The sequence below is a fragment of the Hyphomonas sp. J20-32 genome (assembly GCF_055808555.1).
In genome coordinates this window covers 483,724-509,602 of record NZ_CM147873.1, presented here as the reverse complement: position 1 = coordinate 509,602, position 25,879 = coordinate 483,724, and the positions used below count along the sequence as shown (strand labels likewise).

Below are 25,879 nucleotides of genomic sequence, written 5' to 3'. Positions count from 1 at the left end.
CCATGGCCGATACAGAAACCAGCCTCGTCGAGGACCGACGCACAACGCTTCCTGAAGGCGGTGAAGGCTTGGCACGGCCGAAGGGCCGCAGCCTGAAGCCTTTGACGCTGCTATTGCCCTATTTCAGAAAGCATTGGGTGACGGTCGGCGTCGCGCTGGTTTTCCTGTTCATGGCGGCCGCCGCCAGCCTGTTCATCCCGATCCTTCTGGGACGGGCAGCCGACGCCGGCCGGTCTGCCGGGGGCAATATCGAGACCCTGCTGGCCTTGATCAATGAGGCCTTCCTGTGGGTGTTCCTGGCGGCCATCGCGTCAGGCCTGCTGGGCGCGGTGCGCTTCTATTTCGTGTCGCGATTCGGCGAGCGGGTGGCGGCCGACCTGCGCCGCGACCTCTATGCCCACCTGCTGAAGCTTTCGCCCGCCTATCACTCGAAGATGCGCTCAGGCGAGGCCGTGTCGCGCCTGACGGCGGACATTACCCTGATCGAGACATTCCTCGGCTCTTCGGCTTCGCTGGCCGCCCGCACGTTGCTGACCACGACGGGCGCACTGACGATGATGCTGGTGGTGAACTGGCAGCTTGGCCTGACGCTGCTCGCCATGTTGCCGGTGGCCGTCCTGCCGGTGATGGGGATTGGCCGGATCATCCGGAAGATGTCGAACCGGGCCCAATCGCGCCTGTCAGATGCTGGCGCAGAGGCTGCCGAAGCGCTGGATGCCATCGAACTGGTGCAGGCCTATGGCCGCGAGCAAGGGCGCCTTGCCTCGTTCACGACCGCGGTCGAGGCGACATTCGACGCCGCTATGAAGCGGATCGGTGCGCGGGCAGTGATGATTGTGATGGTCTCGGTGCTGCTGTTCGGCGGCTTTGTCGGCGTGCTGTGGCTTGGCGCGCGCGGCGTGGCGACAGGGGAAATGACATTCGGCAACCTCGCCTCAATGGTCATGTATGCGCTCTATGCAGGCTCCGGCATTGGCATGCTGGCCGAAGTCTATGGTGAGGTGATGCGGGCGGCCGGCGCGGCAGACCGGGCCGCTGAAGTGCTGAACACCGAGATCGAGATCGAAGCGCCGGTACACCCGGCGGCGCTGCCCGCCAAGGTGACGGGCGCGCTGGCGTTCGATCATGTGACTTTCCGCTATGGCCACGAGACGCTCTCGGCGCTGGAGGATTTTTCGCTGTCGGTGAAGCCGGGCGAGTTTGTTGCGCTAGTTGGCCCGAGCGGGGCCGGCAAGACGACGGTGTTCCGGCTGGCCTTGCGCCTGTTCGACCCCCAGGCAGGGAACGTGACGTTGGATGGTGTGCCGTCGGTCGCGGCAGACCCGGCCGACTGGCGCCGGCAATTTGCCTATGCACCGCAGGAATCGGCGCTGTTCACAGGCACGGCGGCGGAGAACATTGCATTCGGTACGGACAATCCGGACGAAAAGCTGCTGGAACACGCTGCGCGCATGGCCGAGGCGATGGGCTTTCTCGACGCCAAGGACGGCCTTGCAACGGACCTTGGCCAGAAGGGACGCAGCCTGTCGGGCGGCCAGCGCCAGCGCGTGGCACTGGCGCGGGCCCTGGTGCGCGACGCGCCGGTCCTGTTGCTGGACGAGGCGACGAGCGCGCTCGATTCCGAGAGCGAAGCGGCTGTGCGCCGCGCGATTGCGAATGCTGCCGAGGGCCGCACGACACTGGTGATCGCGCACCGCCTGTCGACGGTGCGGCGCGCCGACCGGATCGTGGTCATGGAACATGGCCGGATCGTCGAGGAAGGCACGCACGACCAATTGGTCGCGCAAGGCGGTCTTTATGCGCGGCTGGCGGAATTGCAGTTCGCCAGCGACCAGGCCTAGGCCTTGCGCAGTCTCTTCACCTTGCCATCGATGGTGAAGGCGAAGGCGAGCGACAGGATCAGCGGCACCCAAATGGGCAGTTCGCCAAGGCCTGGTGCGCCGAACGCTGCCGCAAGGTGATCGTCAACGCACCACCACAAAAGCCATAACCACATGATATTCCTCCGGTTCTCAACACCTCACGGTATCAAGATAGCGATGGAATGTGCTGAATTTTAGAGGCGGACCCTATTCCGCAGCCTGAAGGACGGGCTGTTTCGCAGCCGCGCGCTCTGTCTCAAACTCCAGAACACCATCGTCAATCTTGCCGTAGCGCAGGTTCATCATGTCGACGGTATAGTTCTGGTTCAGCTTCCAGGGCTTTTCCTTGTGCTGGCGTGGGAACTTGTCCATCACGCGCTGGAAGTAGCCTGACGAGAAGTCCACGAACGGGTCTGTATCGTTCGGGAAGGCGTCAAGTTTCGCCATGGCCGAAGCATAATTGTTGCGGTCCATATGGTTGATCAGGCGGCAGACATATTCCGATGTCAGGTCTGCCTTCAGCGTCCATGAGGCATTTGTATAGCCGAACGTGATGGCAAGATTCGGGACGTTGGAGACCATGACGCCCTTGTAGTTCAGGAGCGATCCGGGCGCGGCCCTGACGCCGTCTACGCTGACATCGATGCCGTTCATGTATTGCAGGTTGAGGCCCGTCGCCGTGACGATGATGTCGGCTTCCAGCGTCTCACCGGATTTGAGCTCGATGCCGTTCTCGGTGAAGCGGGCGATGTGGTCGGTCGCAACCGAGGCCTTGCCGTCCTTGAGGGCGGTGAACAGGTCGGAATCCGGCACGAGGCAAAGGCGCTGTTCCCAGGGATTGTAGGATGGCGTGAAGTGTTTCTCGACATCATAGTCGGGACCCAGCTCCTCGCGCACCATGGCGAGCAGGCGTTCACGTGCCTTTTCCGGATTGGCGCGCGTCTGGCGGAAGAAGAATTGCTGGAACAGGACATTGCGCCAGCGGATCAGGCCATAGGCCCAGCTGGACGGCAGGACCTTGCGCAGGCTGTTGGCAAACTTGTCCACGGCCGGGCGCGAAACGACATAGGTGGGCGAGCGCTGCAGCATGGTGACATGGGCGGCCTTGTCGGTCATCGCGGGCACGAGCGTCATGGCTGTGGCGCCGGAGCCGATGATGACGACCTTCTTGCCTGAATAGTCGAGGTCTTCCGGCCAGTGTTGCGGGTGGACGATCTGGCCCTTGAATGCCTTCTCGCCCGGGAATTCGGGACGATAGCCTTGCGCATAATTGTAATAGCCGCCGCACAGGAACAGGAAATGGCAGGTCAGTGTCTCGCGCGCGCCGGTCTTGTCTTCGGTCGTGACGGTCCAGCACTGGTCGTCGCCCGACCAGTTGGCGGCCACAACGGTTGTGTTGAACTGGATATTCTCGGTGATTTTGTGCTCGTCGGCGGTCTGCCGGACGTATTTGCGGATCGACGGTCCGTCGGCGATGGCTTTCGCTTCGGTCCAGGGTTTGAAGTTGTAACCCAGCGTATGCATGTCGCTGTCCGAACGGATGCCGGGATAGCGGAACAGGTCCCATGTGCCGCCAATGGCGCCGCGCTGTTCGACAATCTTGTACGTCTTGCCGGGGCAGCGCTTGGTGAGGTGAACCGCTGCGCCAATGCCTGAAAGGCCCGCGCCGATGATGAGTACGTCTGTGTCTGTCTGGGTCATGCGCGGACGTTACAACGCCAATGCGAATGCCACAATACATGACGCAAGCGTCACGTATTTTTTGTTCCGGGCCTATTCGATCGCGGCGGCCTTGCCGAAAGCACCCGCGTGGCGAATCTGTTTCTGGACGAGGGGTAGGATGTCCTCGTTACCGGCGATAATCGAACCCGTCTGAAGGAGGTCACCGCCATCGATCTCTTCAACCAGTCCGCCCGCTTCGCGGACAAGGACAACGCCTGCTGCCACGTCCCATGGCTTGAGGTCGCGTTCCCAGAAGCCATCGAAACGGCCAGCGGCGACCCAGGCAAGGTCCAGCGCGGCCGAACCATAGCGGCGGATGCCGGCGCAGACGGGGGTCATTGCGGCAATTTCGCGGGCAAAGCCGACATGCCATGCCTCGGACTTGCCGACCCAGGGCGTGCCGGTGGCGATGACGGAATCGGCCAGCTTGCGGCGCGCGGCGACGCGTAGCTTGCGCTGTTCGAGCCAGGCGCCGCGGCCTTTCTCGGCCCAGAAAATCTCATTCTTGGCGACATCGAAGACGACGCCGCAGAAGAGTTCGCCTTCGCGCTCGAGGGCGATGGAGACGCAATAGTGCGGTTGGCCGTGCAGGAAGTTCAGCGTGCCGTCGAGCGGGTCGACGATGAAGCGGTTGGACTTGTCGGTGCCTTCGACGATGCCGCGCTCTTCCATGACAAAGCCATAGCCGGGGCGGGCCTTCGAGAGCTGGGAATAGATGATTTCCTCGGCGCGGTGATCGGCATTCGAGACGAAATCGCCCGGGCCCTTCTTGGAGACCTGGAGGTTCTCGACCTCCCCGAAATCGCGCGCGAGCGCCCGGCCTGCGGCGCGGGCGGCGGTGATCATCACGGAACCGACGGGGGAGGGCTTAGACATGGGGGGTCCTGACTAGTCTGCGCGGCGCAGGTAGGTGCTGTCGGCTGTCTGGACGACAATGCGTTCGCCGACGCCGACAAAGGGCGGGACGAGGACGCGTACGTCGCCGTCGCACATGGCTGGCTTGAAGCTGTTGGCGGCCGTCTGGCCTTTGACAACCGGTTCGGTCTCGAGCACTTCGAGGATCACCTGTTCCGGCAGTTCAACACCGATCGGGCGTTCGCCGTAGAATTCGATCTGGACCATCATGCCATCCTGCAGGAAGGCGCCCTGGTCGCCGATGAAGTCCCGCTCGATCATGATCTGCTCGTAGGTTTCGGTGTCCATGAAGGTGAACGCGTTCTCGTCAGCGAAAAGGTACTGGAACTCTTTCTGCTCGAGGCGCACGCGCTCCACGGTTTCGTTGGCCCGGAAGCGCGTGTTAGATTTCGATCCGTTGAGGAGGTTGCGCAGTTCGACCTGGTTGAACGCGCCGCCCTTGCCGGGCTTAACGGCCATGGTCTTGATCGCGCGCCAGACACTGCCGTCATACTCGATGACGTTGCCGGGCTTGATTTCATTACCATTGATCTTTGGCATTGAAGACTTCCTTGTTGGGGTTTGGCGCGGGGTAAGCCTTTGCCGCGCAAGGGTCAAGCGGCGGGGTGTTAACGTGGTTGCAGCTGGTCCAGCAGCGTGTTGAAGGCCGCGACAGCGGCGGCGGCGCCCTGTGGGTGGTTCCAGACGCCGGACGAGACGGCGAGGAAGTCTGCCCCGGCGGTGACCAGGGGGGCGGCATTTTCGACCGTGATGCCGCCAATCGCGACACAGGGGAGCTCCATCGTCTCCTGCCAGAATTCGAGGAGTTCGAGCTCGGCGGGCACGGTGCCGGCCTTGGTCCCGGTCGGGTAGAAGGCCCCGAAAGCGACATAGTCGGCACCCTGCTCGCCGGCGGCCATGGCGGCGTGGCGGCTGTTCTTTGCGGTCGCGCCGAGGATGGCATCGCGTCCGATGATCTCGCGGGCCTTTTTGACCGACATGTCTTCCGGGCCGACATGCACGCCGTCGGCGCCGAGTTCGACGGCGAGTTCCGGGCTGTCATTGATGATGACGGCGACCCCGTAAGCCTGCGCCATGGCGGTGACGGTTTCGGCGACCTCGCGCGTGGCGGCCGCATCGAGCTGTCCGTCGGCGTCCTTGAGGCGGATCTGCAGGCAGGCGACGTCCCCGGCCTCGAGCGCGCCTTCGAGCACGGCGGCGAATTCGGGCACGTCGTCAATGCGTGGCGGCGTGATGAGATATAGGCGCGTGCGTTCGCGCGGGGGGATGATATCGGCCATGGGCGGGCTCTCTAGCCCAAGCGGGGCGGGGAAGGAAGCAGGCCGTGGCGGTTACTTCAGGCCGACGCGCTTGGTGCTGGCCGGATTGCCGGCGAGCGCCTTGCCCTTGCGCATGGGGCGGGGCTCGAGATCGCCGCGGCAATTAGGGCAGGTGCCGTCGAGCGGGCCGTCCGCGCAGTCGGCGCAGAAGGTGCATTCGAACGAGCAGATAAAGGCGCCCACTTCGTCCGGCGCGAGATCGGCGTCGCAGCGTTCGCAATTGGGGCGCATCTCGAGCATGGCGGGCCTATTTCTTTACTTTCTTCACGGGCGCGGCCTTGGCGGCATCGATCAGTTTCTTCTCGTAGGCTTCCGGCGTCCAGTCGCGGCCGAGGAAGTCGTGCACCAGCGCGGCAGCCGGTTTGGATGAGCCGGGCGCGAGCACCATGTCGCGATAGCGTTCGGCCGTCGCCGGGTCGCGCAGGCCGTTGGTCTCGAACGCGGTGAACATGTCCGTCGAGATCGCGAGCGACCATTGGTATGTGTAGTAGATGGCCGAATAGCCATCGAGATGGCCGAAGCTGGCATAGCGGTGCGTGTCGGGCAGGGCCTCGAACGGGCTGAGCGCGGACTGGCGCTCGTTCCAGATTGCGTCGAAATCGACTTCGTCCGGCGGGCGATTGTAATAGTTGAGGGAGACACCCGCATAGAGGAGCTGGCGCAGCGTGCCGAGGCCGGTGCCGAAATCGCGCGCGGCATTCATCTTCGCAACGAGGTCACGCGGGATGGTTTCACCTTCGGCATTCACGGCGAACCTGGCCAGCGTGTCATAGTCCCAGATCCAGTTTTCAAGCATTTGCGAGGGGGCTTCGATAAAGTCCCATTCGAGGTTGCTCATGCTGAGGCTGGCGAAATCCGGCTGGCCGGAGAACATCTGGTGGATGAGGTGGCCGAACTCGTGGAGGAAGGTTTCGACTTGGCGGTGTTCCATCAGGCCGGTCGTGTGATCGCCCGCGGGGAAGTTGCACATCAATGCGCCGACCGGCACGCCGTCGGAGGTCGGGCCAAAGCGGATCGGGAAGGCGGCGGCGTGTTTGAACTTGCCGTCGCGCGGGTGCATGTCGAGATAGAAGCGACCGACGAGAGTGCCGTTACGGCGCATTTCATGCGCTGTGACGCTGGCGTCCCAGACCGGTGCGCCTTCCCAAGGGGTGATCTGGACGCCGAACAGGTCTTCGACCAGCGAGAAGATACCGGCACGGACATTGTCATAGGCGAAGTATTGCCGGACTTCCTGGGAATTGAGGGCGTAGTCGGACTGGCGGATCTGCTCGGAGAGATAGGAGCTACTCCATTCAGGCACGGCCGTGGCATCCGGCTGGGTCTCGGCCAGCTTGGCGAGGAGGCGGCCATACTCAATGCCGGCCGCGTTCGTGGCAGCGGCCTCGACGCGTGACAGGAAGGCCTCTGCGACCTCCGGAGACCCTGTCATCTTGTCTTCGGTGATATAGGCCGCCCAGTTTGGATAGCCGAGAAGGGTGGCAAGCTCGTAGCGTTTTTCGAGCAGCTGGCGGAGTGGTGCGACATTGTCAGGATAAGCGCGATTGCCGGTCGCCCGCAGCAGGTCCTTGCGAAGGGACTCGTTCGATGAATAGCTGAACACCGGACCCGTATCGGGATAATCGGTCGTGATCGTTATCTTGCCGTCCTCGCCGGGCTGGTGGGCGTCGATATAGTCCTGCGGCAGGCCGATCAGTTCGTTCACGGAGTCGAGCTGGACGCTGCCCTGGATTTCGCGGAGGTTCTTGCTGAACACCGTACTGATTTCGGCAAGTTCAGCGTTCAGCGCGCGAACCTTGTCGCGGGTCTCTTCATCCTTGTCGATGCCGGCCCGGCGATAGTCGCGCAGGTTGCGGGCAAGGAGACTGGCTTCGCGCGGGTTGAGCGCGGTTGCGTCGATGGACGCAAGGCGATCATAGATCGGCCGCGAGAGGGACAGGCGGGTCAGCACGTCAGACGTGCGCTGCTGGCAGGTGTCGCCGACTTCGCGCAGAGCCGGATCGGGATTGGCCTCGGCGATAACAGCAGCTTCGCCGAATCCCACGGAGACGCCGACATTGACCAGCGTATCGAGGAAGGCGATGTCGGCCGCGCCTGCAACCGAGTCACGCCCTTCCAGATCGGCGATCATCCTGGTCATGAGGTCGAGGGCATTGTTGCAACGGATTGTGAAGGCGTCTGCACTTTCGGGCGCGACAACGAGATCAGACATTATCGACTTCGCTTCGCTGACGAGGACGTTCACCGGGGCGGGTGCGCGCGTGTCGGCCTTGTTTGCAGCAGGCGCGCAGGCTGAGACAACAAGCGCGAGGCTGGCGAGCGGCGCGGCAAAGGGAATGAATTTCATCTGGAGCTTTCCTCAACAGCTGGCGGGGATACCTTCGCTGAGGCGCCGCCGGGATATGGCGGGCAATATGGGCCGCGCGAGCCCTGCGTGTCCAGTCACAAGCGGCCCGGCATGGCGCACAAAAAAGGCGGCCCGAAAGCCGCCTTTTCAAATTCTGGAAGCGCTTGTCAGCCTGCTTTCGACGCGGTGAAGATGCAGTCGATCGTGTCGGCCAGCTTTGCGTTGAATTCAGCGTCGCTCTGCCGGGCCGAAAGCCCTTCGGTGAGCGCGCGCGAGAAGCTGGCAATCATGCCCGTATTGCAGGACAGTTTGTCGTTGGCGACGTCGCGGCTGTAACCGCCCGACAGGGCCACGACGCGCATCACGCGCGGATGGTCAACCAGCGACTTGTACTGGTTCTTCTTTTCCGGGAGCGAGAGCTTCAGCATGACCTGCTTGTCTGCTGCAAGCGCATCAAGCTGCTTGGTGATTTCGGCGAGCAGGATGTCTTCTGCCTCGGCCTTGTCCTTGATCGTGATCGTCACTTCCGGCTCGATGATCGGCATCAGGCCGTGACCGAGAATCTGGCGACCGACGTCGAATTGCTGGGCGACGATTGCGGCAATGCCCTTGGCATTTGCAGCATGGATCACCGAGCGCATCTTGGTGCCGAAGATTCCCTTGGAAACGGCACGCTCCAGCAGTGCGTCCAGTTCCGGCATCGGTTTCATCAGCTGCACGCCGTCAGCCTCGTCGGCGAGGCCCTTGTCGACCTTCAGGAAGGGGACCACGCGGCGCTTTTCCCAGAGGTATTGCGCGGTTGGAACACCGTCGATATCGCCATCCATGGTGCGCTCGAACAGGATCGCACCCATGACCTTGTCGCCGGTAAAGGCAGGCGACTTGATAATGCGGGCGCGCATCTCGTGGATCTTGCCGAACATTTCCTCGTCGTTCGCATATTCGCTTTCCTCGACGCCATACAGGCGCAGGGCTTTCGGGGTCGAACCGCCCGACTGGTCGAGCGCGGCGATAAAGCCGTCTTTCCGGGCGGCCTGTTCGGCCATTGCTGTCTTGTCCATGATCATCACCGCGTCAAAACTCATTGTTTGGGGACCTGCTTGTTGGTTTGCAGGGGCTGCTTTCAAGTACCGTGCCCAAACCCGGCGTCAACAGCCGGAACTGTTCGGCGACACCAGCGCGGAAACCGCTGCATTTCCGGGGGATTGCAGCGTCTGGTGCGGTTAGCGCTCTGTAAATCGACGTGTAAACCGGCCAAGCGCTGCAGGCCGGATTCTTCTGCCATCAGGACGCAGCACGAATGGGATCGCTATCATTTTATCTTGGCTGCGCGATATGCCGCAGGGTGTGCCAATCAGGGTCAGGCCTTCAGGGCGTCAACACCGGGAAGGGGCTTGCCTTCCATCCATTCCAGGAACGCACCGCCGGCGGTGGAGACGAAGGTGAAATCGTCCGCGACACCTGCATGATTGAGCGCGGCGACGGTGTCGCCGCCGCCCGCCACCGCGACCAGCTTGCCTGCCTTGGCACGTGTCGCGGCAGCCTGCGCGGCGGCCACGGTGGCGGTGTCGAAGGGCGTCAGCTCGAAAGCGCCAAGAGGACCGTTCCAGACCAGCGTCTTCGCGGTATCCATGGCGGCAGTAAGCGCCGCAACAGTTTGTGGCCCGGCATCGAGGATCATTTCGTCGGCAGCGACCTCATCAAGGCCACAGGTGCGGTGAGGAGCGTTGGCGGCAAAGTCCCTGGCGACGACTAGATCGGTCGGCAACAGGATTTTGCACCCATTCTTCTTTGCGATGTTTTCGATTTCGTCGGCTGTTTCAGCCAGGTCATGCTCGCAGAGCGACTTGCCCACCGCATGGCCGCGCGCGGCGAGGAATGTGTTCGCCATGCCGCCGCCAATGGCCAGCATGTCGACCTGCGTGACGAGATTTTTCAACAGGTCGATCTTGGAGGAGACCTTGGCGCCCCCGACGACGGCGAGCACGGGCTTGTCCGGTGTGCCAAGGGCCTTGTCGAGGGCGTCGAGTTCGCGCTCCATGGCGCAGCCGGCATAGGCGGGAAGGAGTTCGGCAAGGACGGCAGTCGAGACATGGCGGCGATGGGCTGCGGAAAAGGCATCGTTGACGTAGAGGTCGCCGAGCGCGGCGATTTCCTTTGCGAGCGCCATGTCGCCGTTTGACTCGCCTTCATAGAAGCGGGTGTTTTCCAGCAGCAGCACGCCAGCTGGCTGGAGATCGGCAATCGCGGCCTTCACATGATCACCCTTGCAGTCGGCCACGAACGAAACATTCGAGCCCAGCACTTTGGCGAACGCGCCGGCGATGGGCGCGAGGCTCATCTCCGCGACGCGCTTGCCCTTGGGGCGGCCAAAGTGTGCCAGCAGCACGACCTTGGCGCCCTGCGTGCGCAGGGTCTGTACCGTCTCTACGGCAGAGCGCAGGCGCGTGTCATCGGTGACAAGGCCCTTGTCCATCGGCACGTTGAAATCGACGCGGACGAGAGCTGTCTTGCCCGTGAGGTCGCCGGCGTCGGCGATGCGTTTGAAGTTCATCGCCTTCTGGCCTTTACAGGAATTTAGACATCACGAGCGCGGTGTCGCTCATGCGGGTCGCAAAGCCCCATTCATTGTCATACCAGGTCAGGATCGAGACGAAATTGCCGTCCATGACCTTGGTCTGGTCGAGGTGGAAGATCGACGAGCGGTTGTCGTGGATGAAGTCGGACGAGACGTTCGGCTGGTCAGTGAAGCCCAGCACGCCTTTCATCGGGCCTTCATTGGCCGCAGCGATGATCGCGGCATTGATTTCTTCCGGTGTCGTCTTCTTCTTGGCGACGAATTTCAGGTCGACGACCGAGACGTTCGGCGTTGGCACGCGGATCGAGATACCGTCGAGCTTGCCTTTCAGTTCCGGCAGGACGAGGCCGACGGCCTTGGCGGCGCCGGTCGAGGTCGGGATCATCGAGAGCGATGCGGCGCGGGCCCGGTAGAGGTCCTTGTGCATCTGGTCGAGCGATGGCTGGTCATTGGTGAACGAATGGATCGTGGTCATCATGCCCTTTTCGATGCCGATCAGGTCGTTGAGGACCTTGGCAACCGGCGACAGGCAGTTCGTGGTGCACGATGCATTGGAGACGACCATGTCGTCCTTGGTGATCGTGTCATGGTTCACGCCGTAAACGATGGTCTTGTCGGCATTGGTGGCCGGGGCAGAGACCAGGACACGCTTGGCGCCAGCCGCAAGGTGGGCCGAGGCCTTTTCCTTGTCAGCGAAGATGCCGGTGCATTCCATCGCGATGTCGATGTCGAGTTCGCGGTGCGGCAGGTCTTTCGGGTCGCGGATGGCGGTGCAGAGGATCGGCTTGCCATTGATCACGATCTTGTCGCCGTCGACCTGGACGTCAGCCGGGAAACGACCGTGAACCGAGTCGAAGCGCAGGAGATGGGCATTCGTGGCGACAGGGCCGAGATCATTGATCGCGACGACTTCAATGTCCTTGCGGTCATGCTCGATGATGGAGCGAAGGACGAGACGTCCGATCCGGCCAAATCCATTGATTGCAACACGTATTGCCATTTTGAAAATTCTCCTCAGACGGGACAAAAACTGCGACTTTGCAGGCCCTTTACGATGCTGCGCTCGCCCCGTCCACCCGGATCGCCTGCGGTATCGGGCCGCAAAACGGGACTTTGGGAGATGAGTCAGCGCAAGGCCGGGTTCAATTGGCGCCGCCTGCAAGTTCCATGCAATTCCAGTGTGGACTTGGACCGGGGGGGCTGTATTGCCTGTTCGCCTGCTGTCAGGGGGCCATCCGGTTGAAACGTCGTTTTCATTGCAAGGTATCATTGCGGCGGCCGTTCGGGTGTGCACGCGCATGAAACCTGCCGGCCGTTCTCTCGCCGATTGGGGCCTGTTCTGGCTGCTCAGCCTGATCTGGGCAGGCGCCTACATGCTGACGCGGATGGCCGTCGACAAGGGACATGCCGATGCCGGCCTGCCAGCCGAATGGGTGATATCCGGCCGCCTGACAATCGGCGCTTTGGCACTGTGGATCGTGATGCTGGCCAAGCGCCAGCACCTGCCGCCGCTATCGGACCGGGGCCGGTGGGGCGCCATTGTGGGCATGGCGCTTGTCGGGTCCGTGATTCCGTTTCTGCTGATCACGATTGCGCAGGAGACGGTCAATTCGAGCCTTGCGGCGCTTTACACGGCCGCCGTGCCAATCTTCGTGGCTGTCGGCGCGCATTTCCTGTTTCGGGACGAACGGATGTCCGCCGGGTCGGTTGTCGGCGTCCTGATCGGGTTTGGCGGGGTGGCACTGCTGTTCGGCCCCGAGGCGATGAAGGGGCTGGGCTCTGCCAGCGCCGTGGCGCAATTGATGCTGGTCGGCGCGACGATGGCCTATGCCGCATCCAGCCTGATCGCGCGTGGCGCGCCGCTGATGAGCGCCATCCCGTTCGCCACGGCCTTCGTGTCGGTCGCTGCGGTCGTGTCATGGCCGCTGGCGGCGATGGTCAATCCCGCAGACGTGAACGCCCGATGGGAGAATTGGTTCGCGGTTGTCGGCCTGGGGCTTGGCCCGACGGCGTTCGCGCAGGCCTTGTACATGCTGTTGATCGCGCGGACGTCTGCCACCTTCCTGTCATTGACCGGTTACGCCATCCCGGTCGTCGCTGCCGTGCTCGGATTCGTGTTCTTCGGCGAGATGCAGAGCTGGCAGTCGCTCGCGGCTTTCGCCATGATCCTTGGCGGCGTCTGGCTCGCCCGCCATGGCGGCGGTGGGCGCCGGGCCTAGAGGCCGAGGCTTTCGAGGATGGTCTCGGTATCGGCGCCGAGACAGGGCGGATCGAGGCGGATGCTGGCCGGGCTGTCGGAGAAGGTGACCGGGTGCTTCATGGCGCGATAGGCGCCTGCAACAGCGTGGATGCGTTCCTGGAAAAATCCGACCTGGGTCAGGTGCGGATCGGTCAGCACGGCGTCCATCGTATTGTAGCGCATGGCGGGGATGTTGGCCGCATCCAGCAGGGTGAGCCATTCATCCGTCGTCTTGGTTGCGGCGACTTCCTCGATCATGGCGTAGAGGTCGTTGATGTTTTCGGTACGGGCAGAATAGGTTGAGAAGCGCGGATCCTGGAAGACTTCCGGGCGGCCGCCGATCTCGAAGAACTGGGCCCATTGCTCGTCGGAATAGGGAACGAGCCCGATATAGCCGTCCTTCGTGGGGTAGGGCTTGCGGTTGGCATTGATCGAGCGGGTATAGGCCAGGCGCCCATTACCCGGGATGAAGGTCTCGCCATAGAGGTTTTCGACCAAGTTGAAGAAAGTGAAACTCTCCATCATCGGGACCTGGACGAACTGGCCACGCCCGGTGCGCTCGCGGTGAAACAGCGCGGCGAGCGTGGCGTAGGTGGCGAACAGGCCAACAGTCTTGTCGGCGACGAGGGAGGGGGCGTATTCGGGCGCGCCGCCGGAGCGCATGGCATTGAGTGCGGCAAAGCCTGAAGCGCCCTGGATCAGGTCGTCATAGGCCTGGCGATGTTCGTATTCGCCGCCGGTGCCGAAGCCGGCGCAGTGGACGTAGATGATGTCGGGGTTGATGGCCTTCACGGCCTCGTAGCCGAAGCCCAGCCGGTCCATGCCGGCAAGGCGGACATTGTGGAAGAAAACGTCGGCATCTTTCAGGAGGGCTGTCAGGGCAGCCTTGCCGTCAGTGGTTTTCGCATCAAGGACTATCGAGCGCTTGTTGCGATTGAGGGCGGTATAGATCGGGCCGAGATCGCCGGTCGGCGAGGCGCCGGCATAGCGCATCATGTCGCCCGCCTTGCCCTTCTGGCCCGCCTCGACCTTGACCACGTCGGCACCGAGATCACCGAAAATCAGCGTCGCGAAAGGGCCGAGCACGACCGAGCTCATGTCGACAATCTTGATACCGGCGAGGGGGCCTGAAGGGGCGGGTTCGGTCATGGCAAGGGTCTCGTGAGGGAATGGCTAAGGGGTGGTAAGGGCGTATCTGGACCGCACATCGGCTCAGGGCGCAAGCGCGGAGCGGGCAGCCTCGAGATGCGCCAGCTTCGCGTCGAAGGCGGACCAGTCGTCGTTCTCGGCGATCGGCGCCCAGAGGGATTCGACATCCTCTATCAGGAGGACAACCGGGGAGGCTGCCTGGAAGTAGGGGAGGGCGAGACGGTCGGCGTGGGTCGGCGAGCGGGCAGCGAGCGCATCGCGCACGGGGGTAAAGTCGGCGGTCTCGTAGAGTGCAGCCTGGGGCGAGTCTTTCATGCGCGCCTCGCTGGCAGCGCCGCCATAGAGATCGAAGAAGGTCTGGGGCCAGGAGGCGCCGCTGGTGGTCATCCAGCCATAGAAGCCCTGCAGGAAGGTGAGGTCGGCGCGCAGGTCGCCGGAGCCTTCGAGGCCGAGCAGGAGGTGCGTGTGGGCGGCGAAGGCATGCTGGTAGGCGGCTTCATAGGGGGCAAGGCCCCGGGCGAGGTCGTCGGCGTCTGCCAGCGGCAGGAGGGCGGAGGCGAGCTGTTGCAGCGCCCAGGCGCCCTGCGTCGGCTGGCGTCCGAAGCGGTAGAGGCCGTGCTCGTCGAAATAGGCGGCGGTGAAGTTCGGGTCGGACACGGGCAGGAAGCGCCACGGGCCGAAATCGAATGTCTCGCCTGTCACGTTGAAATTGTCGGTGTTCATGACGCCGTGCACAAAGCCGGCAGCCATCCACTGGCCGATCATGCTGGCGGTGGCGCGGGTGACATGGCCGAGCAGGTTCACCGCCCGGGTGGCCATGTCAGGGGCATCTGCGCCGGGATGGAACTGGGCGACGCAATAGTCGACGAGACGGGCAAGGCCGTCGCGGTCATCGAGATAGGCTGCGCGCTGGAAGGTGCCGAAGCGGACATGGCTTTCCGAGAGGCGGACCAGAACCGCACCGCGGGCTGGCGAGGGCTCGTCGTTTCGGTGCAGCTGCTCGCCTGTTTCGACCAGGCTGAACGCCTTGGACGTGTGCACGCCCAGCGTTTCGAGATAGGTCGCCGCGAGGATTTCGCGGACGCCGCCCTTCAATGTCAGGCGGCCATCGCCCTGGCGTGACCAGGGGGTCTGTCCGGAGCCTTTCGTGCCGAGGTCGAGCAGCCGGCCAGACCGGTCGCGCACCTGTGCGTAGAGAAATCCGCGGCCGTCTCCCAACTGGGGATTGTACGTTCCGAACTGGTGGCCGTGATACCGCATGGCCAGCGGCCGGGGCAGGTTTCCGGGCAGCGAATTGAATCGCGCAAAATGCGCCAGCCACTGGGCGTCATCCAGCGTGCCGAGGCCCACCGCATTTGCCCAGCGACGGTTGCGAAAGCGCAACACTTCTGCAGGAAAGTTTGCTGGTTCTACCGCATCTGCGAAATAATCTGCCAACGCAAGAAAGGGGGCATGAGTGGGGGTTTCGCGCAACATCCATTCATTTCTGACCTGATTTCAGCGGCTTGCGCAACAGGTTTGCTCGAATGCATGGCAGTATTGCAATATTGCGGTGCAGCATAAGTCGGCCCTATCGCTGCGTCAGCATGTGTCTAAGGTTACAAGCCAGTGAGGGAAAAGCCCGGAAGCATAATCCGGGGGACGTCACAGGTATAAACGGAGGAAACCAAATGAAATTGACCACACGATTGGTGCTGGGGGCGTCTGCTCTTGCGCTTACAACGGCTTTGCCGGCCTTTGCGCAGGAAGGCGACGAATCTGAACGCAAGTTGACGACGGTTACCGTGACCGGTTCGTTCATCCAGGGTACGCCGGAAGATGCGGCCCTTCCCGTCGACGTGCTGACAGCCGGCGACCTGAAACTCGAAGGCCAGCCTTCGATTACGGAACTGATCCGCAACCTCGGCCCTTCTTCGGGCGTGGACGGCCAGACCAACCAGTTCGCCTCGAACGGCCTTGAAGGCACATCGAACATCAACCTGCGCGGCCTTGGCCCTGCTCGCAGCCTTGTGCTGATCAACGGCCACCGCCAGACCTATCACCCCTATTCGATCGGTGAGCAGGCTCAGCTCTTCGTCGACACGAACAATATTCCCTCCGTTGCTGTTGGCCGGATCGAAGTGCTGAAGGATGGTGCTGCCGCCCTTTACGGCTCGGACGCCATTGCCGGCGTTGTGAACTTCATCACCAATCGCGACCTTGATGGGTTTGAAGTCGGCGGATCGTTCTCGTCCTTTGACGGTTCGGATGGCGACTATGACATTTCGGCTGCCTACGGCCTGCAGGGCCAGAATTTCAGCTGGGTCACGTCTGTTGGCTACAACAAGCGCAGTGAAGTCGGCCTGATCGAGAAAGACTGGGCCATCCTGCCATATGCGGACAACCCGGTCGGTGGCTGGTCGTCGCTTTCGAACCCTGGCTACTATGTTGCGCTCAACGGGTCAGGCACGGTCCTGGACAACGGGTGTACGGCACTCGGCGGCGTCGAAGCGCCAACTTGCCGCTTCCAGTACACGCAGTATGACAACCTTGTAGAAGAAGAAGAGCGCTACCAGATCTTCTCTGAATACAATCGCAACCTGTCGAATGGCTCGGAAGTTCACCTCGAGGCACTTTATGCCTATTCCGACGTTCCGACCTGGAAGACGTCTCCTTCCTATCCGCCGCAAGCCCTGTTGAACCAGGTTGTCCCTGCCAGCCATCCCGGATTGCAGCAGTACATCACTGACAATCCAAGTGCCGCCGGTCTTGGCGTTGCGGGCGGACTGTTCATTGGCCGCTCATTCGGTTGGGGCGGTTTCCCCGGCACGGGCGGTGCTCAGGAAGGTTATCGCACGAACGAAACCTATCGTTTGTCCGGCTCCTATATCGGCGACTTCGATAACGGCGTTCATTACGATGCCGCGCTCAGCTATTCGGCCACCGAAAGCGAACGCCTGACCAATGACACCTACATCGTCGGCCTGACGGCAGCCCTGCGTGGCTTCGGTGTCTGTGTCGATCCGAACACTGGCTTCGACCCGGCAACCGGAACCCAGCCATGGGCAGCAGGATATGCCGGCTCGCTGACAGCAGGCGGCGGCGCTTGTGAATATTACAACCCGTTCTCGAACGCCATTCCGGCAAGCGGTGTGACCGGCGCAGCCAACCCCAACTATGTGGCTGGCCTCGAAAACTCGGTCACGCTGGCGAACTGGATTACCGACCCGAGCCAGACGACTGCCAACACAGACCTCCTGGTCTTTGATGGCGTCCTTTCAGGACAGAGCAATGTGCAGGCTGCAGGCGGAAGTGTCGGCTGGGCTGCGGGCGTTCAGGTTCGCCGGGAAAGCTACAAGCTGGAACCATCGGCCCTGACCGACCTGAACGTGACGCCGGGACCCGGCGGCACGGGTCCGTACTCGTTCCTTGCAGGGACGACATCGGCCGATGAAGACCAGACGATCTTTGCCATCTTCGGCGAATTGCAGATTCCGTTGTTCGACAATGTCGATATCCAGGCGGCTGTTCGTTACGAAGATTATGGTGGTGACATCGGCTCGACCTTCGACCCGAAAGTGGCAGCCAAGTGGACGTTGACGGAGAATTTCTCCCTGCGTGGCTCGGCCCAGACCTCGTTCAAGGGGCCGACGCTGAACCAGCTGGGCGGTGTCGGTACGACGCTGCAGTTTGTTGCGCCAACCTCCGCGTTCAAGGCGGTCGATACGTTCGGCAACCCTGACCTGAAACCGGAATCGGCCTTCAGCTTCAACATCGGCGGCATCTATGAGATGGGCAACTTCTTCGCCTCGCTCGACTATTACAATTTCGACTTCTCCGATCCGGTCATCGTGGAAGAGCAGTCGAACATTGTGAGTGCAGCGGTTGCCGCGCTTGGGACTGCCACAACGGATGATGATGCCATCCTCAGCCGGATCTCCTTCAACGATCCGCTGAACCCGACTGCGTCCACCATCTCGCGTATCCGTGTGAACATCACGAATGGTCCCGACATCAAGACGTCCGGCATGGACCTGCGCCTGCAGAACAGCTGGGACTTGAGCAATGGCAGCGAATTCGCTGTTGGCGCCGACGCGACCTATATCATCGAGTATGATGTCGATCCTTACTTCGTTGAGGGCCTCGGTATCGGTGGCGGTGACTATGTCGGCCAGTTCAACCGGTCGAACTTCACACGGTCGATGCCGCAATGGAAAGCGAACCTGTTCGCCAACTATTCACTCGGAGATCACAACTTCCGGGGTGTCATGCGCCACATCGACAGCTACAAGGATGAGCGAGCGCTCGGCTTTGGCAACAAGATCGACAGCCAGACGACGTTCGACCTGTTCTATAACCTGCAGTCGGAAGCCTTCGGTGGGTTCGACTTCGGCCTGTCCGTGGTCAACGTGACCGACGAAGACCCGCCGTTCGCGGCCTTCGACGTCAACTACGATCCTTACACGCACAACCCGTTCGGTCGTACGTTCAAGGTCAGCGTGACCAAGCGGTTCGGCGGTTCGGGCAACTAGGCCCCTCCGTCAAAACCCACAAACAAAAAAGGGCGGCCCCAAGGGCCGCCCTTTCCTTTTGGGGTGAGGTTCGAAAAGCCTAGCGGCTGATCGTGAACTCAAGACCGAGCACGCGGCCCTGCTGGAGCGGGGAGAATGTACCCGCAGCCGGATGGTTCGCGAACGGCGCATTGACGCCGGTCGAGTAGTTCGTGCCACCAGGCGCAAAGGCCGCCAGCGTTCCGCCGAACGGGATTTGCGTGTCGCCCCCGGCAACGACTTCGTCGAGCAGGTTCTTACCGAAGAATGACACCGAGACGCCGTCCATAGGCGTGTTCCAGGTCAGGTTACCGTCCAACTGGTCGGCGGGGTTGATCCAGCCAAAGTTGTTGTCGGTATAGGCAAACTTGTCGCGGTGCTGGAAGTTCATGCGCGAAACAAGCGAACCACGCTCGCGCAGGTCGAGATCATAGATGAAGCCGATGCCGTAAGTGGCGTCCGGCACGCGGGGAAGGGCTAGACCGAGGTCTGTGCCGTCCACCACGCCGTCACCCGAGATGTCGTGGCCGACGTCGGTATATTCGGCATCGATCAGACCGAGATTGGCCGTGACCAGGAAGGAATTTGTGATCGCATAGCGGCCTTCAAGCTCGAGACCGAGGATTTCGGCGTCAGCTGTATTGATGATGGTCTGGGCCACGCCGGAGGATGGCGAGGACAGGTTCAGCTCGCGCTGCATGTTCTTGATGTCGTTCAGGAACACAGCGGCGTTGAGCTGGCCACGGCCATCAGCGGTGTTGTGCTTCATGCCGATTTCGAAGCTGTCGACTTCTTCCGCGTCAAAGGCGCGCGATGCGCTTGCCGGGAAGAGGGCTTCGAAAGCTGCCGCATTGGTGATGCGGAAGTTGTAGCCACCCGAACGGAAACCCTTGGTGTAGGTGCCGTAGAACTGGGTGTCGTCGGTATGGGCATATTGCAGGCCGAGCTTTGGCGTGACTTCGCTCCAGTCGTCCTTGTCGGAGAAGCCGTTTGGCTCGCCCGGTACGAACGGGTTGGTGCCGGTTGTCGGGCAGGTGCCGCTCACGACCGAGCAATTCGGGCGAGGACGGACGTAGGTGATGTCAGCGTCCTTTTCCTCGTAGCCGTAGCGCAGGCCGACGATACCGGTCAGCTTGTCGGTGAGGGCATAGTCGACCTGGCCGAAGATGCCGTAGACCGTGTGGTCCTGCGCCCCGCCGCCATTGAACTGGGCTGCCGTCACAGTCGGCAGGTTGCGCCGTTCCGTGTAGGCGATTTCCTGGTCGAAGTAGAACACGCCGGTGGTGACGTCGGCCTTGCCGAACGTGCCCGAATAGCGCAGCTCGTTGGACACCTGTTCCTGCGACAGTTCGGTGTCGGAGTGGAACAGGAACAGCGGCGTTGCATCGATGTCGGCGTCCGTTGCCGAGTCCACCTTGCGGTAGCCGAGGATGTTCGTGACCCGGCCATTGCCGAACGCCACATCATAGTCAGTGCGCAGGGTGGCCAGCGTCGACTCGCTGTCGAGCAGGCCCGGATTGTTGATCGCGATGTCGAAGCTGTTGCGATCGTAGAAGCCACGGTTCTGGCCGTTCGGGCCGTCGGCGCGGGTCTGGAAATGTTCGACCTTGGCAAGGAAGGTCAGGTCTTCGGTTGCCATCCACTCAAGGCCGCCGCGGACGATCGTCGTCTGGGATTCGCCCAGATTGTCGCCGGTTGCGAGGTTCTTGAAATAGCCGTCATCGAAATTGTGGTAGATGCCGAACTTGCCGTTCAGCTTGTCCTCGACCAGCGGGCCGGAGATGGTGCCCTGGAGGGTCGTGTTCGGGCCGCCGCGGCCGTCATCGACAGGCGTTTCGACGGTGGCGCGGGCCTTGTAGTGGAATTCGTCGGTCGGGTTGCCGGTATTGATGAGGACGGCGCCGCCGGTCGTGTTGCGTCCGAAGAGCAGGCCCTGCGGGCCGCGCAGGATTTCGATGCTGTCGAGGTCGAACAGGTCGAGCACGACGCCATTGTTGATGCCGAGATACACGCCATCGACGAACACGCCGACGGTCGGGTCAATCGACGGGATCGACGAGTTGATGCCGAGGCCGCGGATCGAGAAGTTAGCCGTACCCTTTGAGGTGCCGATATCTTCGAGCGAGACGTTGGGGGAGGAATAGCTCAGGCTCTGGAGGTCGCGAACGTTGAGCGCGTCCAGCGTTTCGCTGTTGAACGCGGTGACGGCCACGGGCACGTCCTGCACGTTTTCGACATTGGCCTTCTTGGTGGCGGTGACGGTGACGGTTCCCAGGACGCGGGCAACGGCGTTTTCACGCTCCGGTGCAGTGTCTGCTTCCTGTGCGATGGCTGCGCTTGTGGCGAACACGAGCGCGGATGCTGACAAAGCCAGCATGCTCTTCAATTTCATTCTGTGTTTCCTCTGGATTTTACAAGTTTTCGAAGGCACCCCGAATGCTCTGGGAGGAGGGCGGGTGCACGCGACCCATAGGGTGGAACCGGCCTGTGGAGAAAGCCGTTTTGGATGTTGCCGCGCTGTTTGCGGGCAACCGTCTCAAAAATGCAACGAAAGGTTAAGCAGGGTTTACGGGGCGGCTGTTCAGACCGCGCCCAGCGCCTTGCCGACGACATGCCCGGCATCCCTGATCGCGAGGCGAACCGTGTCCGAAAGGGCTGTCATGTTCATGAAACCGTGGACCATGCCGGGATGTTCGCGAACGGTGACGCGGACGCCGAAACTGGCCATCTTGTCGGCATAGGCGAGGCCCTCGTCCTTGAGCGGATCCCAGCCACAGAGCACGAAATGGGCAGGCGGCAGTCCCTTGAAGGCGTCTGGGCCGGCAAACAGGGGCGAGACGCGCACGTCCATGCGCTGGCTCTCATCGGTGATGTAGCTGTCGCGGAAATATTCGAACAGGTTGGCCGAAATGAAGAAGCCGCCTTCCTGGAAGGTCATCTTCTTGGCCCGGATGTCGACGAACTGTACGAGCGGGTAGAGCAGCAACTGGAACGCCGGGCGCGGGCCGCCGGTGCGGTTCATTTCCTGCGCGAGATAGGCCGAGAGATTGCCGCCGGCACTGTCGCCGCTGACGGCAAGGCGGGCGGGGTCGAGGCCGAGTTTCGCCGCGTTGGCGACGATCCAGTTCCAGGCAGCGAGGGCGTCCTCATGGGCGGCCGGGAAAGCGTGTTCGGGAGCGAGCCGGTAGTCCACCGCGATCACCCGGCAGCGGGCCCCTTCCGCGAGGCGCCTGCAGACCATGTCATGGCTGTCGAGGTCGCCGAGCATGAAGCCGCCGCCATGGAAGAAGACGATGGCGGGGCCGGGCGGCAGGCCGGCGCCGAGCGGGGTGTACAGGCGCGCCTTGAGCGACCCCGCCGCGCCAGCGACCTTCAGGTGCGAGATGTTGGCCATCTCGGGCGCGTCGCGCTCGATGGCCCGGCTGGCGACATGGAATTGTTGGCGCAGCTTGTCGGTCGAGTTTTTCCAGTCGAGCTGGGACAGGTCCGGTATCTGGAACCGGTCCATGAATTGCCGAAAGGAATCGTCGCGCGCCATGGCCGCAAGATGGGAGCGAATTTCGGCCTTGTGAAGGCACAAACCAGAGGCCACACTCCGATTTATGAAAACTGTCGATGTCTACTGGTCGTTCCGCTCTCCCTATTCCTACCTGGCGACAAAGCGCCTGCGCGCCTTGCCGGATAAATGGGATGTCAGGGTGCGGCCCCGACCCGTCTATCCGATCGCCATACGCACGCCTGACTTCTTTTCAGGAATACGGCCGCAATGGGTGCCCTACCTGCTGCGGGATGTCGTGCGCCTGTCGCAATATCTCAAGCTGCCGTTCGGCCCGCTGAACCCGGACCCGGTGGTGATGAACATGATGACGCGTGAGATTGCTGAAGAGCAGCCGTATATCCATCGGCTGACACGGCTGGGCATACTGGCCTGCGACGCGGGTGACGCGGCCGGCTGGGCTTTCATGGACGAAGTGTCAACGCTGATCTGGTCCGGCGGCGCGTGGACAGAGGGCACGGCGCTGGCCGAGGCGGCAGAGCGTGCGGGCTTTGACCTTGCCGAGCTCGACCGGCGCGAGCAGGCCGAGACAGAGCGACTTGAAGCCGTGATTGCCGAGAACCAGGCAGCGCAGGACCCCCATCATTGGGGCGTGCCGCTGATGGTGTTCGAGGGTGAAGCCTTTTTCGGGCAGGACCGGCTGGATGTGCTGGAATGGCGCCTTGGCCAGTCGGGCGTCGCGCGGCGGGACGCCTAGAACTGAGGCAAACTGCCAAGGCCGCCGCCGCCGAGTTCCATTTGGTGCACAATGTCAGCGAAGGCGCGGCCCTTTGTATCCTGGGGCAATGTCTTGATGGCCGAAACTGCCGTTGCGCCGAGATCGCAGACATTGAGCGACGCGACGAGCTCGCGTGAATCTGTTCCGGTCTGTGCGGCCATCAGGAGCGGCATGACCTGCGGATCGGATACCATGGACATGACGACACCCTGCATGGCGGCCTTGTCGGTATGGGTGAGGGCGCCGCGGCTGACCGGATGGGCCCCGGCATCTTCAATCGCGACGAGAAGGTGCGTCATAAGTTCGAAGCCATAGTCGCGCAGCGGTTCTTCCAGCATTGCGAGTTCGTGGTTCAGCGCGTCCTTGTCGCCAAGGATGGACTGGTCGATGTCGGCAAACTGGCGGCCTTGGCACCAGGTGTTCCCGGCATGGGACGCAGACTTCAGCCGGTCACGGGTCATCGTGAGAATCGCGTCGACATGGCGCGTATCGGCCCGGGCGAGATCTGCCGCATGGTCCTTCAGCAGGCCGGTGGCGTGGTCGAAGACGATCCCGGCCTGTTCGACCTGCGGACGCCTGCGGGCCTTTGCAAGGCGTTTTTCGAGAACAGAAGATGCGCCGGGATCAATGCGGGCAAGTGTTTCGAAATAGGCTTTTGCGGGCTTGGACGTGAACGCTGCCGGGATGGTGGCGGGCCGCGCTTCTGCAGCCGCGACAACAGGCCTAGCCTCCTGCTCTTCCGCACCGGGTTTTGACGCGCCGGGAAAGTTCAGGGCAAGGAAAAAAGCGCCGCCTACAACAGCGATAGTCGCGGCAGCGAATATGGCGTTGCTGCCGCGTGCCGGATGCTTGCCTCCGCGAGCGTCAAACGTCATGAGGGAACCCTCCCGAGTGGAGGGAAACCTAGCTGAAAATCCCTGACAAGGCTTTAAGAGGCGGACGGATCAAAGCTGAACGACGCCGGTCGCAGGCGGATTGGCATAGATACCCGTTACCAGATCGGCGCGCCGGTCGATTACGAGACGCTGGTTGACATAGCCCTTGTCCGTTATCTCGCCGGCATCGATGGAAGGTGGTTCCGTGAGCACGAGAAGGCGCTTCAGGCGCCGAGAGGAGCCCGGCTCACCAGCATTGAAGGCTTTCGCCTTCTCCGCGACGGCATCCGTAAACGCCTGCAGGGCCTTGTCGGTATCGTTGCCTGCGGCTTTGACGTATTGCTCCATCACAGCCTGGGACGGCCAGACCATGGCGGATGCGAAATCCTTGTCCTGACCGGCAATGACAGCGTCAAAGATGAGCGGTGAGCAGGCGGCGACAAAGTCCGGACGCAATGTGCCGACGCTGACCCATGTTCCTGACGAGAGTTTGAAATCTTCGCCGACGCGGCCATCGAAGACTAGACCCTTTTCGGGGTGTTCCTCATCGACGAACGTCACGGCGTCGCCGAGGCAGTAAAAGCCTTCTTCGTCGAATACTTCTGCGTTCTTCTCTGGACTGTCGAGATAGCCCGGCATGACGGAGGGGCCTTTGACGCGTACCTCCAGCTTGGATCCGTTCGGGACCAGCTTGAGGGTCATGCCCGGAAGGGGCAGGCCAATCAGGCCGACGCGTTCGGCTTCCCAGTGAACTACAGTGATCCCCTGCGTTTCGGTGGCGCCGTACATGGTGATGATCGGAATGCGGCGTCCGGTGGCCTTGATGGCAAGCGCCTGGAGACGGTCATAAAGGTCGTCGGACAGGGTTGCGCCGCCGTAACCGATTGAACGCATGTTCCGGAAGAAAGCCCGCAGCAGCGTATCATCTGCCTCCATAGCGTCTGCCAGCATGGCGAGTGCGATGGGCGCGGTGCCGAAGGAAGACGGCGAGCAATCGCGGATGTTCTCGATCGTCTGGGAGAAGAGGGCGGGCGTGGGCTTGCCGCCATCAATCCAGAACGTGGCGCCATTCCAGATGGCGCCGTTGAAGTTCACATTGGAGCCGGAAATATGGTTCCAGGGTAGCCAGTCGAGTACATTATGGACCTGTTCCGGATCATGTTCGGGGTCGCGCGCATCGTCACGCAGGCCTTCCTGGCCGCCGATCATTGAACACATGGCGCCCTGCGTGGTCGGAACGGGCTTGGGCAGGCCGGTCGAGCCGGACGTGAAGAGATACTTGCCGATGGAGGAGTCGTTCAGCTTGGCCATGGCGTCGGCAACAGCCGATGTTGGCGCGGTTGCGGCAAGCTCGTCATAGTGGCGCACAGTATTCTCACCACCGGGATCGGCGGAGAAAATCTGGCAGCCATCGGCCTCGAGCGCCTCGATGGCTTTGCGGAATGGTTTGTACTGCTCAGCGAAGATGACGGCTGGCTTCACGGCGCCGAAACAGTGTTTCAGCTTTTCATAGTCTGTCGACATCAGGGAATAGGGCACCGATATGGGCGCAGCCGGCGCACCGATCTTCTGGGCGGCGAGGATGACCATGGCAGAGCGTGTGGAATTGCCCGACAGGATCATGACCGGCGCGTCGGGACCCGCACCCAGATCAAGGAAGGCCTGCGCGAGGCTGTCGGTGATTGCCTTGGCTTCACCATACGTAAGAGTGTTCCATTCATCGGTCTGGACGTCGCGCTCTTTAAGGAAGGCCCGGTCCGGGTGTTCAGCTGCCCGCTCGTCCAGGCAATGCGGGACGGTCTTCGGGCGGTTACCGGGGGCCTGGCGGGGCGTGAGATAGATCGCACCATCATCCGAACGTGTCATGCGAATGTCCGGTGCCTTCATCGGCAACAGGCGAAATTGCGGCAGGCTTTGCCCTTCGGCCATGGCTGCGTACTCCCTTGGATCTGATTATTCGGTTTTGGCCAGTGTATTTCAAATGTGGGGGTTTGCCATACACCAAAGCAAAATCAGGCGCCTGGACACCGACCTGACGTCGAGGCAAGCAGGGGCGGATGCGCTTGCGCC

20 protein-coding genes are annotated in these 25,879 nt (G+C 62.1%); 4 read left to right on the top strand and 16 right to left on the bottom strand.

All coding sequences use genetic code 11. The features are described from left to right. The first annotated feature begins 2 nt into the window (after positions 1 to 2). Entirely contained in the window at positions 3 to 1,841 is a 1,839-nt protein-coding gene (locus AC0L7I_RS02430) for an ABC transporter transmembrane domain-containing protein (RefSeq protein WP_473397945.1), read from the top strand. Here AC0L7I_RS02430 and AC0L7I_RS02425 read toward each other — a convergent pair. From AC0L7I_RS02425 to gap, 10 genes are all read right to left on the bottom strand, one after another. After that, entirely contained in the window at positions 1,838 to 1,996 is a 159-nt protein-coding gene (locus tag AC0L7I_RS02425; RefSeq protein WP_473397944.1) for a hypothetical protein, read from the bottom strand. The two genes, AC0L7I_RS02430 and AC0L7I_RS02425, sit on opposite strands and share 4 nt — an antisense overlap. 73 nt (positions 1,997 to 2,069) lie before the next feature. Further along, complete coding sequence (locus AC0L7I_RS02420) at positions 2,070 to 3,563, bottom strand: flavin-containing monooxygenase (protein ID WP_473397943.1); 1,494 nt, start codon at positions 3,561 to 3,563, stop codon at positions 2,070 to 2,072. 72 nt (positions 3,564 to 3,635) lie between these two features. Next, positions 3,636 to 4,460: an inositol monophosphatase family protein gene (locus AC0L7I_RS02415; RefSeq protein ID WP_473397942.1), complete on the bottom strand. Its 825-nt coding sequence runs from the start codon at positions 4,458 to 4,460 to the stop codon at positions 3,636 to 3,638. 12 nt (positions 4,461 to 4,472) lie between these two features. Further along, positions 4,473 to 5,039 (bottom strand): elongation factor P, encoded by a 567-nt coding sequence (gene efp, locus AC0L7I_RS02410; protein ID WP_473397941.1) that lies wholly within the window; start codon positions 5,037 to 5,039, stop codon positions 4,473 to 4,475. 68 nt (positions 5,040 to 5,107) lie between these two features. Next, the gene (thiE, locus tag AC0L7I_RS02405; protein ID WP_473397940.1) at positions 5,108 to 5,779 is read right to left on the bottom strand and encodes a thiamine phosphate synthase; all 672 of its coding nucleotides are present in this window, start codon (positions 5,777 to 5,779) and stop codon (positions 5,108 to 5,110) included. Between the two features lie 51 nt (positions 5,780 to 5,830). Continuing rightward, positions 5,831 to 6,058 carry a DUF1272 domain-containing protein gene (locus AC0L7I_RS02400; RefSeq protein ID WP_473397939.1) on the bottom strand — a complete coding sequence of 76 codons (228 nt, stop codon included), beginning with the start codon at positions 6,056 to 6,058 and terminating at the stop codon, positions 5,831 to 5,833. Between the two features lie 7 nt (positions 6,059 to 6,065). Further along, positions 6,066 to 8,165, bottom strand: coding sequence for a M3 family metallopeptidase (locus AC0L7I_RS02395; RefSeq protein ID WP_473397938.1), 2,100 nt, complete (start codon positions 8,163 to 8,165; stop codon positions 6,066 to 6,068). A 167-nt stretch (positions 8,166 to 8,332) separates the two neighbouring features. Further along, positions 8,333 to 9,226 carry a fructose bisphosphate aldolase gene (locus tag AC0L7I_RS02390; protein ID WP_473399106.1) on the bottom strand — a complete coding sequence of 298 codons (894 nt, stop codon included), beginning with the start codon at positions 9,224 to 9,226 and terminating at the stop codon, positions 8,333 to 8,335. A 299-nt stretch (positions 9,227 to 9,525) separates the two neighbouring features. Continuing rightward, positions 9,526 to 10,719: a phosphoglycerate kinase gene (locus AC0L7I_RS02385; RefSeq protein ID WP_473397937.1), complete on the bottom strand. Its 1,194-nt coding sequence runs from the start codon at positions 10,717 to 10,719 to the stop codon at positions 9,526 to 9,528. Positions 10,720 to 10,732: 13 nt separating this feature from the next. Beyond that, positions 10,733 to 11,743: a type I glyceraldehyde-3-phosphate dehydrogenase gene (gap, locus tag AC0L7I_RS02380; RefSeq protein ID WP_473397936.1), complete on the bottom strand. Its 1,011-nt coding sequence runs from the start codon at positions 11,741 to 11,743 to the stop codon at positions 10,733 to 10,735. A gap of 298 nt (positions 11,744 to 12,041) precedes the next feature. On the opposite strand from gap, the gene AC0L7I_RS02375 reads away from it, so the two are divergent. Further along, entirely contained in the window at positions 12,042 to 12,962 is a 921-nt protein-coding gene (locus AC0L7I_RS02375; RefSeq protein WP_473397935.1) for a DMT family transporter, read from the top strand. On the opposite strand, the gene AC0L7I_RS02370 is transcribed toward AC0L7I_RS02375, so the two are convergent. Both AC0L7I_RS02370 and AC0L7I_RS02365 read right to left on the bottom strand, forming a co-directional pair. Continuing rightward, positions 12,959 to 14,131 (bottom strand): CaiB/BaiF CoA transferase family protein, encoded by a 1,173-nt coding sequence (locus AC0L7I_RS02370; protein ID WP_473397934.1) that lies wholly within the window; start codon positions 14,129 to 14,131, stop codon positions 12,959 to 12,961. The two genes, AC0L7I_RS02375 and AC0L7I_RS02370, sit on opposite strands and share 4 nt — an antisense overlap. 63 nt (positions 14,132 to 14,194) lie before the next feature. Beyond that, positions 14,195 to 15,607 carry a protein adenylyltransferase SelO family protein gene (locus AC0L7I_RS02365; protein WP_473397933.1) on the bottom strand — a complete coding sequence of 471 codons (1,413 nt, stop codon included), beginning with the start codon at positions 15,605 to 15,607 and terminating at the stop codon, positions 14,195 to 14,197. A 194-nt stretch (positions 15,608 to 15,801) separates the two neighbouring features. Between AC0L7I_RS02365 and AC0L7I_RS02360 the strand changes: the two genes are divergently transcribed. Beyond that, complete coding sequence (locus tag AC0L7I_RS02360; protein ID WP_473397932.1) at positions 15,802 to 18,642, top strand: TonB-dependent receptor domain-containing protein; 2,841 nt, start codon at positions 15,802 to 15,804, stop codon at positions 18,640 to 18,642. 79 nt (positions 18,643 to 18,721) lie between these two features. Here AC0L7I_RS02360 and AC0L7I_RS02355 read toward each other — a convergent pair whose 3' ends face one another. Both AC0L7I_RS02355 and AC0L7I_RS02350 read right to left on the bottom strand, forming a co-directional pair. Further along, a complete protein-coding gene (locus tag AC0L7I_RS02355) occupies positions 18,722 to 21,052 on the bottom strand; it encodes a TonB-dependent receptor (protein WP_473397931.1) in 2,331 nt (776 codons plus the stop codon). A 189-nt stretch (positions 21,053 to 21,241) separates the two neighbouring features. Next, positions 21,242 to 22,198 (bottom strand): alpha/beta hydrolase, encoded by a 957-nt coding sequence (locus AC0L7I_RS02350; protein ID WP_473397930.1) that lies wholly within the window; start codon positions 22,196 to 22,198, stop codon positions 21,242 to 21,244. Between the two features lie 64 nt (positions 22,199 to 22,262). On the opposite strand from AC0L7I_RS02350, the gene AC0L7I_RS02345 reads away from it, so the two are divergent. Continuing rightward, positions 22,263 to 22,913 (top strand): DsbA family protein, encoded by a 651-nt coding sequence (locus tag AC0L7I_RS02345; protein WP_473397929.1) that lies wholly within the window; start codon positions 22,263 to 22,265, stop codon positions 22,911 to 22,913. Here the strand turns inward: AC0L7I_RS02345 and AC0L7I_RS02340 are convergent. Both AC0L7I_RS02340 and AC0L7I_RS02335 read right to left on the bottom strand, forming a co-directional pair. After that, positions 22,910 to 23,809, bottom strand: a complete 900-nt coding sequence (locus tag AC0L7I_RS02340; RefSeq protein ID WP_473397928.1) for a hypothetical protein — start codon at positions 23,807 to 23,809, stop codon at positions 22,910 to 22,912. The two genes, AC0L7I_RS02345 and AC0L7I_RS02340, sit on opposite strands and share 4 nt — an antisense overlap. A 69-nt stretch (positions 23,810 to 23,878) precedes the next feature. Beyond that, complete coding sequence (locus tag AC0L7I_RS02335) at positions 23,879 to 25,738, bottom strand: AMP-binding protein (protein ID WP_473397927.1); 1,860 nt, start codon at positions 25,736 to 25,738, stop codon at positions 23,879 to 23,881. Between the last annotated feature and the right edge of the window lie 141 nt (positions 25,739 to 25,879).